A 13,257-nucleotide genomic window follows, 5' to 3' on the forward strand; every position below is an offset into this window, starting at 1 on the left:
TCTTCATTCCTTAACTATAGTAACGTTCTTATAATAGTGTTGCAATATTTGCTTGTAATCATACCCGCTGTCTGCCATGCCTTTCACGCCCCACTGCGACATGCCTAGACCATGGCCGTTGCCTTGTCCAATGAACAGAAAGCCCGAGCTGTTAGTGATCACTCTGGCTGCAGAATCTCCACCCATCACTACAGTTCCACTGCCATTTACATTAACCTTCCCCGATGCGGAAAGCACACCAGCACTCTGCGAGCTGCTAATTGTGGCGGTAGCGCCGTCAGCGCCTAATACAGTATAACTTCCGGGTGCCACAATATCAAACAAAGTACTAGGTAATCCATTAAACGCGGAGCGGAACATATCAGGATATTTCACATTCAGAGCCTGACCATTAGCTTTCACCTGAATCGCTCTTCCAGAAGGACCGCGCTGAGTAACTTGCAGGTTAGAGATGCTGGAAGGGAGCGTGCTTGTTGTTTTGCCCTGCAAGCTTTTTAGAAGTTCAGCAGAGGTATACGGCCCTTTGATCCAGCTATAGCTGCCGGACTCATATACTTTATCCAGAGCCACAGCGTTCTCACCCGGATTCAGCTTTCCGACCGCACTAACACTGCTCTCAATAACTGGCAGAGGACGTATATTCACATCTTTGGTTGTAGCCGTAACTATATCGAGTCCGGCAGCAGTTTTGCTGCCGGTTAATTTAATATTATCTTCACGTGCATAACCAGAGGTACCATTCGCAAGCAGAACATAATACCACTTCTTAGCAGCAGCCGCCGAAACATCTTCAACGCTTGGAACACTAGCAAATACATCGCCACCATTCGCCCAAACCTCTGAAGGGTCAGCTGTCACACCACCACTATTGGAAGAAAATACAGCCTCAACAACTTTACCACCGCTCATCAGCACTTCACCAGCAGTAGTATCTACAGCTTTGATAATGGAGGGAGCTTCAGACCCGATTCCGTTATATACCTGACTAAGAGTAGTATCTACTACATTCGCTACATCAAAACGGTTGCCTTGCGACAGCGCATAGCTGCGGGCGGCGACAGCCTGAGCTTTTAGCGCTTCTTCCGGCCAGCTGGAGGAAACCTCTCCTCCCACTACGGCATACAAGTATTGCTCCAGCGGCACTACATTAATTACAGCCAGCGATCCGCTCAAATTGCTCAGTTCCAAATTTCCGCGATATGTACGCTTGGATCTTTCCACTAACTGAATCCCAGCCTCGCTGCCTGCCGCAAGAAATTTAGCATTGCTTCCAGAAACCAGATAATGATCGGCTTGAGTTTCACTGCTAAAATCCAGCCCGGCATCCTTACGCAGTATTAATCCGGGCGAGGTGGCCACAGAAACCGTAAATTGTGGTGCCGCCGTAGACACAGCGGCCTGAACAGCTGTTAAATCACTATCGTTGGCAGCTTCGCCTACCCATACCTCTACTTGTGCACTGCCGTCGTTTCCTGCCAGAAACACCTTCCAAGCATCTAAACCAGCTGCAGTGAGGCTATTAAGCGCCACATCTGCTTCCTGCTCCGAAGAATAGCGGCCAGCTGATAAATGTTTATTGCCTTTCACCGCTGGGGTTTGGTCAGCAGGAATGCTCAGCCCTGCTTTGACTACACGGGTAAGCCCATCCTTGGCAGCTGCTTCACTAGCATAGACGCCCGTGTACAACTGATACACAGTCGCTCCATTTCTGGAGATTGCAAAAATCTGCGGTTTATCGGAGGTGGATTGGAGCTTTTTAGCTGCATCCGCTGCTGTCTGCCAGCTTGAAGCCTCCATCACCTTAACTCTATATCCGTCCAGACTTATACGAATTTGCTTCTGTCCTGGGACAGATACCAAAGGAGCACTTCCTGCTTGATCCGACAGCAAAGTAAAGCTTTGCGTTGATTGCAGTGTTACTGCTGGCACAGTGGATTTATATTTACTTCCAATATCAGCATAAAGAGCAACTCGTATCGTGCTATTAGAATCGGCATGACTGGCACCCGCAGGGATCAGGAAACTTCCTACAGCAAGCGCAGCCGCAAGCAATCCTTTGCTTAGCGGGGCGACCCCTCTCCATTTCCTCTTCGTATGCTTCATCCAGCATCCTCCTTTATAATTGTAGTGACGAACTAGTGCTGCTCCGGAGGGAGCGGAAGCCCTAAATGATGATAAGCGGCCGGGGTTACAATTCTTCCACGCGGACTCCGCTGCAAGAAACCTATCTGCAGCAGGTACGGCTCATATACGTCCTCAATCGTCTGACTTTCCTCACCAATCGTAGCTGCAATCGTATCCAGTCCTACAGGACCGCCGCGAAAGCTTGAAATCATAGCACTTAACATCTTGTGGTCAATACTGTCCAGCCCACGCGGGTCCACCTGAAGCATCTTCAATGCTTCCCCAGAAATTTCAGGAGTTATAATTCCATCTCCGCGCACTTGAGCAAAATCACGGACCCGCTTCAATAAGCGGTTGGCAATCCGCGGCGTTCCCCGCGAACGAAGTGCAATCTCTTCTGCTGCATCGCCAACAATCTCAATGCCTAGAAGATCCGCATTTCGAGATACAATGTAACTCAGCTCATCTATGTTATAGAATTCCAGGCGACTGACCACTCCGAAACGATCACGCAGTGGCGCAGACAATAGTCCTGCCCGGGTTGTGGCACCTATCAGTGTGAACGGCGGCAAATCCAATCGTACCGAACGGGCACTTGGTCCTTTGCCGATCATGATATCCAGCGCGAAATCCTCCATCGCAGGATACATAACCTCCTCGACCGTGCGGTGCAAACGGTGAATCTCATCGATGAAAAGCACGTCTCCTTCCTGCAGATTCGTCAGCAGAGCGGCAAGGTCGCCTGGACGCTCTATCGCAGGGCCGGAAGTTGTTCGCAGGTTCACACCCAGCTCATTGGCGATAATATTAGCGAGCGTTGTTTTGCCGAGACCCGGAGGTCCGTACAGCAGCACATGATCCAGCGCTTCGCTTCTCATTTTGGCCGCTTCTATATATACTTTCAGGTTTTCTTTCACCTGAGTCTGGCCGATATATTCTCCCAGATAACGAGGGCGCAAGCTTAGTTCTACCGCCTGCTCGTCCATCATCAAATTCGCGGATATAATCCGGTCATCCATTTCCTATCGCTCCCTTTCTTTAGGATGTGTACGGCTTTACTTAGCTATATATAGCAGCCCTAGTGCTTTCTTCATCAGCACATCTACAGTTCCTGTCTCTGCTCCCTCTTTCTTCAAAGCGAGCCACACGCGGTCCAATTCGCTTTCGGTATAACCCAGCCCCTTAAGCGCATCCCGCGCCTCTTGCCAGGCCAATCCGTCCGTTGCCTCTTCCGTTGGCACTGCAAACAATCCCGTTTGCATTGAAGCCATACTGAGTCCGTCCAGCTTGTCCTTCAGATCAAGGATCATGCGCTGTGCTGTCTTTTTGCCAATGCCCGGCAGTTTCGTTAAGAACGTTATGTTCTCTTGATAAATCGCTGAAATCAACTGATCCGGTGTTCCACCTGTCAGGATTCCAAGCGCAACCCTAGGACCGATGCCAGATACCTCTATCAGCTTGCGGAACAATTTTTGTTCCTCACGAGTCGGGAACCCAAATAATAGCGTAGCGTCCTCACGTGTTTGGTAATGAATATAGATCGTTACAGGTCCTTCTACTTTGGCAAAAGCATAAGGATTCGGGCAGAATACCCGGTATCCTACTCCCTGCACATCCAGCACCACATATTCCGACTCCAAATGAACAACGGGTCCTCTTAAGAAATCTATCATTTTCGCAATACCTCATTTAATTTAGAATTAAGACTGCTCGAATGGGCATGACATACCGCTACCGCCAGCGCATCCGCCACATCATCGGGTTTCGGAATCGCCGATAGCTTCAGCAGCAGCTTCACCATTTCCTGGACCTGCCGTTTCTCAGCCTTACCATAACCCACAACAGCCTGCTTTACCATCATAGGTGTATATTCCGAGACGGGGAGACCCCGCTGTACTGCAGCTAATATAGTCACACCGCGGGCCTGCGCCACTGGCAATGCTGTAGTAACGTTGCGAGCGAAAAACAGCTTTTCTATCGCCACAGCATCGGGTTTATATTTATCAATGAGCTGACCCATGCCTTCATAGACATGCAGCAGTCGTTCTTCCTCAGGCGTATGAGCCTCAGTCTGAATACAACCATATTGGACGGGGGTCAGTTTATGTCCTTCCTTATCCACAAAACCAAAGCCGACGATCGCCAGCCCCGGATCAATTCCCAAAATACGCAAACATGATCTCTCCTCTATAACAGGCAGATTATTCCACCGTTTTCATCCATTCCTCCGCCATGAAGCGAACATATGTATTCCTTCTAACCATTATAGCAAAAATCCCCCTTGCGGGAGAAAAAAAGTTTACCGTTTGCAGCGAAATGGCAACTTTAGGCCTACAGCTTAGACTCTTCCCCGTTTCATTTCACACAAAAAAGCTGCCCTCAGCCATTAATAATGACTTTTGGACAGCTTATCAAATCTATTGCTTGTTCTGCATGACATGCTCAGCAGCTTCGCGGGCATAATCACTGAAGGTAGACAGCACACTGTTGTACTCTTCAATATCCTGAACACGAATCCCCTCGTGAAGCTCTTTCCAAATATTTTCCGGCAATGAGGATTTCAGGGAACCCATATCCATTTGAAAAAAAGTCTTCAGTACCTTTTCCTGAACTGGCGGACCTTTAAACAAGGTCAAATTCCCAAACGCATCTACACCAATATAGGCTTCTTTTTTTATCATTGTCGATAAATCATTCACTTTTTGTTCCAGCCACAAATCCCCTTCTGAACTAATCCAACCGCTCCATTCAGGGTGTTCATTGATTATAGTCTTCAGCTGAAGCGGGTTCTTTACGCCTGGCAACGTCTGAATCTCTTCTCCGGACACATAGGTTGTTTTTAAATGAACGGTTCTGCTGAGCCCACTTTGGGAGATGGTTTGCAGCAGTTGTTCGTTATTTAAAGTGCCCTTCTCTTTTGCCTCATCACTGTCCTCGCCTACTTTAAAGACAGCTGCGGCCAGCTCACTATCGGCACTATCCGCCCAGCTAGAATTCGTCAGCAGTCCACTGATTTCCTCAGGTACCTGCATACTGCGCCAAGCCAGTACAGTAAAAGCTATACAAGCAGCTCCTACCCAAAGCGCCTTTTTCCAACGTCTCCATCGCCGCCAAAGTTGTTTTTTTAAGCGAAACGCGTTCACGTTAATCCCTTCATTCTGGTTTTTCCCTATTGTGACCTAAGAAGGGAGCATTTATGCGCTTTTCTGTGAATAATCGACATTTCTCCAAAAATACAAGGTTGACCTTGCAGTATGGTTCAAGGTTTATGGTGTAAGTTTGGAAGGGCGATTCTGGGGAGAGGTTTCACATACCGGCCTTAGGTGATACCTATTTCATTACGATCGACCATTTTTTCCACCAAAACTTTTGCTTTGCCAATAGACTATTTAGTTCTTAGTGTGCTATGCCATTGAATTGGGCGTTTGGGATGGTAGCGATGTAGGCGTTCTGCGTTTGCGTGATGGGGAGTAGGCGTTCTGCGTTTGCGTGATGGGGGGATGCGTTCTGCATTTGTGCGTTCTACGTTTGCGCGTTGTGCGGAGTGGATCTAAAACTAATTAGGGAAAAACTCCCTGAAAATAGCATATATTCGCTCTAAATGAACGAAATCAGGGAATTACTCCCTAATAAATAAGCTGTTTTCCTTAATTCCCGGGAATCAAACATATATTAGGGAGTTTTTCCCCAATTATATGTCTGACGACCAGAATCCAAAGAATTTCAGGGAGAAATTCCCTAATCGTTCTATAAGTGTTTTACCTTTTGCTTCATTTAAAGCTTAAGTTCGTTCTTCACTTATTATTTTACCTAGGCCTCACTCGGTGCTCACTCGGTAAGCCACTTGAAGCATCATTGGTCATCAAATGCTGCCTCAGCTTCAAGTGGTAATTTCTTTTACCTTTGTTCAGCATCTTCTTCGTATTAAAGTCATATTTAAGCGTTAGGAACCACCGGCAGCTTCACATGGCTCGGATACTCACGATTATGGTAAACGGTCTGCAGCACAGTAATCGCTTCTGAATCTTCATATGGATTATTACCTGTATTTGTATTAGGGAAAGCAACGAATTTGCTGGACGAAGTAACCGAGAACCGAATTCGGTGTCCAACAGCAAATCTATGGGCTATATTCGGCATGAAAATATCATATTTCTCCACCTGCCCAGGAATCAGCAGCTCAGGTGCTTCCAATCCATGACGGTATTTAGCTCTGACAATATAATTCGATAACCGGATGGAGTCCCCTTGTCCATTCACATCACTAAGCGTAACTACCCAATCCGTATCCTTGCCAGTACTGGTAGCATAGATAACCGCAGACAATTCTCCGGCCACAGTCAGCTCTTCCGTCAGAATATCACTAGTGTAGACAAGGATATCATTGCGCAGCTCGTATTTCCGCAAATTTTCAGGCTCTCGTTCACCGCTATCATTCATAGGATCATGAGGATTATAGACATAAGTATCTTCAGGAGAATGTTCCTCAGGCGCTGCGAGCAGTTGCCCATCCCCATGTCCTGAATTCGCTCGCCCACCGCTGGAAAGGTAGAAGGAAGAAACTGTGGCTTCGGCAGGTGTCCAATCCGCGGACGTTCTCCACTGATTTTCACCAACAACATAATAAGAGGCTCTAGGCTCCTGATCTATTCCATTTGGAATGCCTTTGAGGAAGCGGTCGAACCAGCGCAGCACAGAAACATCGTAATCATAGACTACGGCATCATTGCCGAAGCTCACACCTTCATAGTCTCTGGCTCTGTTCGGCCCGTGCTCCCAAGCGCCCAGACGGATTTTGCGATTAGGCACATCATGTTCTGTCAGCATTCTCCAAGTCTCCGATACGCCGGCGCTGTCGCCGTCATACCAGCCTGAGATGACATACATAGGCACCTGCACCTGATCTCCGCGCTCGGTAAAAGTACAGTTTTTCCAGAAATCATCATACTCGGGATGCTGGCTCCACAGATCCCATGGACCTGATGTTTTGCCAATCATTTGCTGAGGGATCTCTTTAATCGGTCTTGCATCAACGGCTGCTTCCGGATTCACCGTAATGCCTCCAAAGATATCAAAATCCGTCCGAGTACCCACAGATTGAGCAAGAGTCCAAGAGAGCAACGGCCAAGAACAAAGAGTTCCCCCTTTGCGAACGGTATCAACAAATGGAGAGCCTACATTCACTTCATCCACAACCGCCTTCAGATTCGGGTGCCCACTGGTGGCCGCCGCCACAACAACAAAACCTAGATAGGATGCGCCCCACATGCCGACGTTGCCATCCGACCATTCCTGAGCAATAATCCAATCAATCGTATCATAGCCGTCATCCCGTTCATTATAAAAAGGAATCAGTTCTCCTTCCGAATCCGCCCGCCCCCTAACATCCTGCGATACTACTGCATAACCTTTATTGGCCCATCTCATAAAAATCTCTTTTTTTCCGTTGCGGTCATAACATGTTCTTACGAGAATTGTTGGCAGCTTGGTTCCCGGCTTAATGCCCTCTGGTAAAAAAACATCTGTCGCCAGCCTCACTCCATCACGCATCGGAATCAGATCAGTGCCCAGATCGTTTACACCATATTCTGCCTTAGATAGAAGAGGATCATCGTAGACCACTAACGGAGTCAGCTTCTCATAACCCGCTTTAACCATAAGCTCAATACCATACCGATTCGGTGTAAGAAAAGCGATAATCTCCCCATCCAAAGTCACAATGTCCAGAGCCGTCTCTTTGCGCAGCGCCCATACTTGTGAGGTCAGTTCGCGGCCTTCAATCTGCGCCTGATACTGGATATGCTTTTGATAGATATCGCCATTACTCAGCACAACCTCATAATCTACCCACTCCCCTTTAGCATAAGCGTCTAAATGTTTGTGGATTTTTTGAAGTGGAAGCACAGTTTTGAACTGTCCATCCAGCACATTGTCTTGCATTTGCGTTCTTCTGCGCGGATCGACCTTAGCGAGCATGATCTGTTGCTCTGTAAAATGAATTTTGCCTGTATAAACACCAGAAAAGTAGACGTTAAATGTAGTTGTGTGTAAGTAGGTTGTCATCTGTTTATCCCCTATCCGCAAATTTCTTCAAATACGCGCAGCCAGTTGCCGCCCATGATCTTAGCAATATCTGCATCCGCATAACCGCGGGCAACCAAACCTCTAGTAAAGTTAATAAAATAACTATATTTCTCAAGTCCAGCAACGGTTTCTGTAGAAGGTCCGTCTCCTTTGGCGAATCCAAGCTTGGGTGCGATATGTTCTTTAAAATAAACCAATGACCAGAGCACATCGCTCATCGGCCAATCCGTTCCAATTCCGACATGATCCACGCCTACAAGCCGGATTACATATTCGATATGATCCAGCACATGGTCAATAGTTGTATGTTTAGGGTCTTCATGAACAAACCAAGGCATAGCAAAAATACCAATGACTCCACCCGTCTTGGCTATCGCGATAATCTCCTCATCACTTTTACAGCGCATATGCGGATAGATCGCCTCTACACCCGTATGTGAAGCAATCACCGGAGTTGTGGAATAAGCGCAGGTATCTAACGTAGTCTGTTTCCCGCAATGCCCCGTATCTACAATGATCCCCAGCTTGTTCAAGCGCGCAATGAATCTTTTTCCAAAATTAGTGACACCGGCGTTCGATTGTTCTGCGCAGCCCGCCCCAATCTGGTTCTGATTGTTGTAGGTCAATTGTAGAATTCTTAAACCGAAGTTATAAAGTACATCTACTTGATCGAGATTCGTGCCCAGACCATCCGTTTCTTGTGCTGTGATAATGCCCGCTTTATGACCATTACGCTTGGCAGCACGTATGTCTTCGGCAGTTAAGGCTTTGATTAACCAATCTGCGGAATCGAACTGCAGTTGCACCTCTGCCATGCTTGTAATGATGCTGTCTAAGGATTCTAAATGAAGTTCGCGGTTCCCTGCTGTAATTCCGGACTTGTACCACTCTTCCTTATACTCAGGGATCTCTCTGCTCGCAGATAGCTTTGTGATGATTTTTGCAGGCATACTGCTGTATACCATTGGTTCATCTTTATAAGGCTCACATAATTCTTTGATTCTGTCAGAGATAGAGTCTGGAATCGCGCTTGGAGATAAGGGGCCTTGAAACAGCAAATCGATAATAATGTTCTGCTCATGCAAGCGTTTAGCCCGCTCCTCCTCTTGCTCCGTCAACTTGAAATCATACAGACCTTCATAAGTGCTCATCGTGTAGTCGCTCCTTAGAATGCAATTTCAGTGCCTTTATGTAATCTAACAGCTTCATTATATATAAAATTAGCTGCTGCTAAATCCTCTATGGCCAGCCCTAATCCTTTAAAAAGAGTAATTTCAGCCGCGGACCTTCTACCCTCGATAGTGCCGCTGATCAGCTCACCAATCTCCCCGACAATATGATCTGCTGTGATTTTGCCTTCGTTCAGCGGAATTAAATAATCCCCAGATTCATTCTGAGCGGATTCCAGCCGATCCACATATAACTTAGCTAATTGGACGGTCTCCGAATCCAGCTCACGGTCATTGGGTCTACATGCGCCGACTGCATTGATATGTACACCCGGTTTCAGCCATTCTCCCTTGAGCACAGGTTCGGTGGATGCTGTCACGGTACAAATGATATCCGCTGCGCTGACTGCCGCTTGAACTGTCTCAGCAACAATGATCTGTACATTATATTTTGGGCTCATCTCCGTTTGGAAATCCTGCGCCTTTGCGAGTGTTCTGCTCCATACTTTTACCTCACGGATGGGTCGAACCCGCAACATCGCTTCCAGATGACTTTTTGCTTGTTCCCCAGTTCCAAGAAGAGCAAGGATTTCGGCATCCTCTCTGGCCAGATATCGGGTTGCTGCTGCACTGACTGCCGCCGTACGAATGGCTGTAATCTTTTGTCCATCCACTATAGCTTTCAGAACACCCGTAGATGAATCGAATAGAGTAACAAGACCTTGATGAGAAGGCAGGCCTGAACCGTGATTGCTGGGAAATACACTGATGATTTTGGCACCAGCTACCTCTTCATGCTGCAAATATCCCGGCATTAAGCCGAGCAGATTGCTCTTTTGTAAAGGAAGCACTTGTCTTAAGCTTTGCACGGCTTGTCCAGCAGACAGATCCTTCAAAACAGACTCCATAACAGAGATGCAAGATTCCATAGCTAATAGTTCAGCCACTTCATTTTGATTAATGACTAGCATAAGACGGACCTCCTTCTCCTCATCATGATTGCACGAACGCGAATATAAAATTTTCTTACTATCATAACTTATCCGGTTTAAATATTCATGTATAAAGCTGGAAGGCGAAAATTTGTCCTGACCTCAGTTATTCTCTATACTTAATATAGTACGTATTATATTTTAAGGAGCTGACTATTGATTATGGCTAATAAAATAACTTTAGGAAAAACCAATCTGCAGGTTCTCCCACTGGGTCTGGGTGCCAATGCTGTTGGCGGGCATAATTTATTTCCGGGTTTAAATGATGAAACCGGCAGAAATATCGTGCGCAGCGCTCTGGATCATGGGATTAATTTTATTGATTCCGCCTTTATTTATGGACCTGGAAGATCCGAGGAACTGATTGGCGAAGTGCTGAAGGAAAGAGGCGGCCGCGACAATGTGGTCATTGCTACTAAAGGCGCTCACGTGATTACCGGTGACAAGATTACACTGGACAACTCTCCAGCTTTTCTAAGACAGTCTGTGGAAGACAGCTTGAAACGCCTCCAGACCGATTATATTGATCTTTACTATATTCATTTCCCTGATGAAAACACACCTAAGGACGAAGCTGTAGGTGAACTTAAGAAGCTGAAGGATGAAGGGAAGATTAGAGCCATCGGGGTGTCTAACTTCTCCATTGATCAGCTGAAAGAAGCCAACAAAGACGGTCATGTGGATGTTCTTCAATCCCACTACAATCTGCTGCATCGTGATGCGGAACAAGATTTGCTGCCTTATACGCAGGAGCATGGCATTTCTTTCGTGCCCTATTTCCCACTTGCGTCGGGCCTGCTGGGCGGCAAATATAAGCAAGGCGATACATTCAGCGACATTAGAAAAAATGACCCGCTATTTCAAGGGGAGACCTTTGCCAAGAATCTGGAGAAGGTGGACAAGGTCCGCCAGATTGCCAATGCTAAAGGTGTCGAAGTCGCACATGTCGTACTTGCCTGGTATTTGACCGTACCTTCCATCAATGCGCTTATTCCGGGCGCCAAACGTCCTGAGCAAATCGTTTCCAACTTAGAGACGCTGAAGGTGCAGCTGACACCAGAAGAGATCAAAACTATAGATTCCATATTTAAGGCGTAATCTAGCCTCATTAGATTAAGGGGTTGTCCCATGGCCACGAAATGGCTGCTGGGGCAGCCCCTTTTGTGCTTTGGTTCATCCGATGATTCAGGTTAGATAGTTCGATTGCCATGATTCGTAAGATTCGTCATTCGTTCGTTTTATTTCCTTCGTACGTTCGTTCGATCGACCTATCACAGCTCCCCGCACAATGCCCTATCGGACACAGTTGACCCGTAACGCAGTATTATTGCACATTTGGAATTCCAACGGACCTCATATCCTCTATTGGCACAAAATACACCTAATATGAACCTTTTTCTAAGCAATAACGTCTCTGGGGTCCGAAACCCTGCTGAAAAGGCGATAAATTTGCATATAACGTCATCTGGGTCCGTAAGCGGCAGCGGATGGCAGTCGATCGTAGTGGAGAGCAGTCATTCTTCTCCAATATCCTAAATTCTTTGTATTAGTAAATATTGTTTGCTATACTTTCTCTGAAGTAACATTGGACTTTAATTATTATAAAAAGGGGAATTCCTTGATGATTATTCAACCTAAAACTCGCGGATTTATATGTACAACAGCCCATCCAGAGGGATGCGCCAAACAAATACAACAACAAATTGAATATGTAAAAGCACAAAAGAAAATTGAGGGACCCGCTAATGTACTAGTCATTGGTGCTTCTACCGGATACGGACTAGCTTCCAGAATTTCAGCCGCTTTTGGTGCTGGCGCCAACACCATTGGTGTTTTCTTTGATAAAGCTGCCGAAGGTCAACGTACAGCTTCTGCTGGCTGGTACAACTCCGCAGCTTTTGAACAACAAGCAGCGCAGCTTGGACTTAAATCTCACAGCATAGTTGGCGATGCCTTCTCCGATGCTATCAAAGAGAAGACCATTGAATTGATTAAAGCTGAATATGGCACAGTTGATTTAATCGTCTATAGTGTCGCTTCACCACGCCGCACTCATCCGGTAACAGGAGAAACCTTCTCCTCCGTCATTAAACCGGTGGGAACCGCTTATTCGAACAAAACCTTGAACTTCCACACAGGTGAAGTTTCCATGACCACTATTGAGCCTGCCTCAGAAGAGGAAGTACGTCAGACCATCGCTGTTATGGGCGGCGAAGACTGGAGAATGTGGATCGATCAGCTTCAAGCAGCTGGCGTGCTTGCCGATGGAGCTACAACCGTTGCTTACTCCTACATCGGGCCTGAAATCACTCACCCTATCTATCGCGACGGAACGATTGGTCAAGCCAAACATGATCTGGAACAAACAGCGATCCAACTGAATGATCGCCTGTCCACTCAAGGTGGACGTGCTTTTGTTTCCGTGAACAAAGCTCTGGTAACCCAATCCAGCTCCGCAATTCCTGTAGTCCCGCTTTATATCTCTGCATTGTATGAAGTAATGAAGGAAAAAGGGCTGCACGAGAACTGTATTGAACAAATGTACCGTTTATTCTCTGAGCATCTTTACAGTGGGGGCGAAGCTACTGCTGACGGGGGCTGCTTGATCCGAATTGATGACTGGGAAATGCGTGAGGATGTTCAGACTGAGGTTATGAAACGTTGGGACGAGCTGACAACCGACAATGCAGGTGAGCTTGCTGATCTTGAAGGCTACCGCCAAGATTTCTTTAACCTGTTTGGTTTTAGAACAGAGGGTGTAGACTACGAAGCTGACATTGATCCTAATGTCGACATTCCAAATATGTATTAATAACTGACCTATAGACAAATGAGGTTGTCTCTGAAGTAGTGAATTCTACTGATGAGATAACCTCTTTCTCTTTTAG

The 13,257-nt window shown here is 46.7% G+C and carries 10 protein-coding genes; 2 read left to right on the forward strand and 8 right to left on the reverse strand.

Features of this window, described 5'->3' with window-relative positions; all coding sequences use genetic code 11:
* Nucleotides 1-3: 3 nt before the first annotated feature.
* From NSS82_RS25870 to NSS82_RS25905, 8 genes are all read right to left on the reverse strand, one after another.
* Nucleotides 4-2,103 carry a SpoIID/LytB domain-containing protein gene (locus NSS82_RS25870; RefSeq protein ID WP_076105442.1) on the reverse strand — a complete coding sequence of 700 codons (2,100 nt, stop codon included), beginning with the start codon at nt 2,101-2,103 and terminating at the stop codon, nt 4-6.
* A gap of 32 nt (nt 2,104-2,135) precedes the next feature.
* A complete protein-coding gene (gene ruvB, locus NSS82_RS25875; RefSeq protein WP_036677672.1) occupies nt 2,136-3,143 on the reverse strand; it encodes a Holliday junction branch migration DNA helicase RuvB in 1,008 nt (335 codons plus the stop codon).
* 36 nt (nt 3,144-3,179) lie between these two features.
* Nucleotides 3,180-3,797: a Holliday junction branch migration protein RuvA gene (gene ruvA, locus NSS82_RS25880; protein WP_036677675.1), complete on the reverse strand. Its 618-nt coding sequence runs from the start codon at nt 3,795-3,797 to the stop codon at nt 3,180-3,182.
* Nucleotides 3,794-4,297 (reverse strand): crossover junction endodeoxyribonuclease RuvC, encoded by a 504-nt coding sequence (gene ruvC, locus NSS82_RS25885; RefSeq protein WP_036677679.1) that lies wholly within the window; start codon nt 4,295-4,297, stop codon nt 3,794-3,796. The genes ruvA and ruvC overlap by 4 nt, the downstream gene beginning before the upstream one ends.
* 244 nt (nt 4,298-4,541) lie before the next feature.
* Nucleotides 4,542-5,267: a BofC C-terminal domain-containing protein gene (locus NSS82_RS25890; protein ID WP_036677682.1), complete on the reverse strand. Its 726-nt coding sequence runs from the start codon at nt 5,265-5,267 to the stop codon at nt 4,542-4,544.
* A gap of 793 nt (nt 5,268-6,060) precedes the next feature.
* Nucleotides 6,061-8,187 carry a CocE/NonD family hydrolase gene (locus tag NSS82_RS25895; RefSeq protein WP_081386575.1) on the reverse strand — a complete coding sequence of 709 codons (2,127 nt, stop codon included), beginning with the start codon at nt 8,185-8,187 and terminating at the stop codon, nt 6,061-6,063.
* An 11-nt stretch (nt 8,188-8,198) separates the two neighbouring features.
* Complete coding sequence (locus tag NSS82_RS25900) at nt 8,199-9,359, reverse strand: dipeptidase (protein WP_076272391.1); 1,161 nt, start codon at nt 9,357-9,359, stop codon at nt 8,199-8,201.
* Nucleotides 9,360-9,373: 14 nt separating this feature from the next.
* Nucleotides 9,374-10,348 (reverse strand): ornithine cyclodeaminase family protein, encoded by a 975-nt coding sequence (locus tag NSS82_RS25905; RefSeq protein WP_076272390.1) that lies wholly within the window; start codon nt 10,346-10,348, stop codon nt 9,374-9,376.
* A gap of 183 nt (nt 10,349-10,531) precedes the next feature.
* On the opposite strand from NSS82_RS25905, the gene NSS82_RS25910 reads away from it, so the two are divergent.
* Both NSS82_RS25910 and fabV read left to right on the forward strand, forming a co-directional pair.
* Nucleotides 10,532-11,467: an aldo/keto reductase gene (locus tag NSS82_RS25910; protein ID WP_076272389.1), complete on the forward strand. Its 936-nt coding sequence runs from the start codon at nt 10,532-10,534 to the stop codon at nt 11,465-11,467.
* Between the two features lie 523 nt (nt 11,468-11,990).
* Nucleotides 11,991-13,181 carry an enoyl-ACP reductase FabV gene (gene fabV, locus NSS82_RS25915; RefSeq protein ID WP_076272388.1) on the forward strand — a complete coding sequence of 397 codons (1,191 nt, stop codon included), beginning with the start codon at nt 11,991-11,993 and terminating at the stop codon, nt 13,179-13,181.
* Nucleotides 13,182-13,257 lie beyond the last annotated feature (76 nt).

This window comes from Paenibacillus sp. FSL H7-0735 (genome assembly GCF_038008505.1).
Taxonomy (GTDB): Bacteria; Bacillota; Bacilli; order Paenibacillales; family Paenibacillaceae; genus Paenibacillus_AQ; species Paenibacillus_AQ odorifer.

Coding starts and splice junctions, on each gene's coding strand:
- NSS82_RS25895 (WP_081386575.1), bottom strand. CDS start 8,187: ATGACAACCTACTTACACACAACTACATTTAACGTCTACTTTTCTGGT.
- NSS82_RS25905 (WP_076272390.1), bottom strand. CDS start 10,348: ATGCTAGTCATTAATCAAAATGAAGTGGCTGAACTATTAGCTATGGAA.
- fabV (WP_076272388.1), top strand. CDS start 11,991: ATGATTATTCAACCTAAAACTCGCGGATTTATATGTACAACAGCCCAT.
- NSS82_RS25910 (WP_076272389.1), top strand. CDS start 10,532: ATGGCTAATAAAATAACTTTAGGAAAAACCAATCTGCAGGTTCTCCCA.
- NSS82_RS25870 (WP_076105442.1), bottom strand. CDS start 2,103: ATGAAGCATACGAAGAGGAAATGGAGAGGGGTCGCCCCGCTAAGCAAA.
- ruvA (WP_036677675.1), bottom strand. CDS start 3,797: ATGATAGATTTCTTAAGAGGACCCGTTGTTCATTTGGAGTCGGAATAT.
- ruvB (WP_036677672.1), bottom strand. CDS start 3,143: ATGGATGACCGGATTATATCCGCGAATTTGATGATGGACGAGCAGGCG.
- NSS82_RS25900 (WP_076272391.1), bottom strand. CDS start 9,359: ATGAGCACTTATGAAGGTCTGTATGATTTCAAGTTGACGGAGCAAGAG.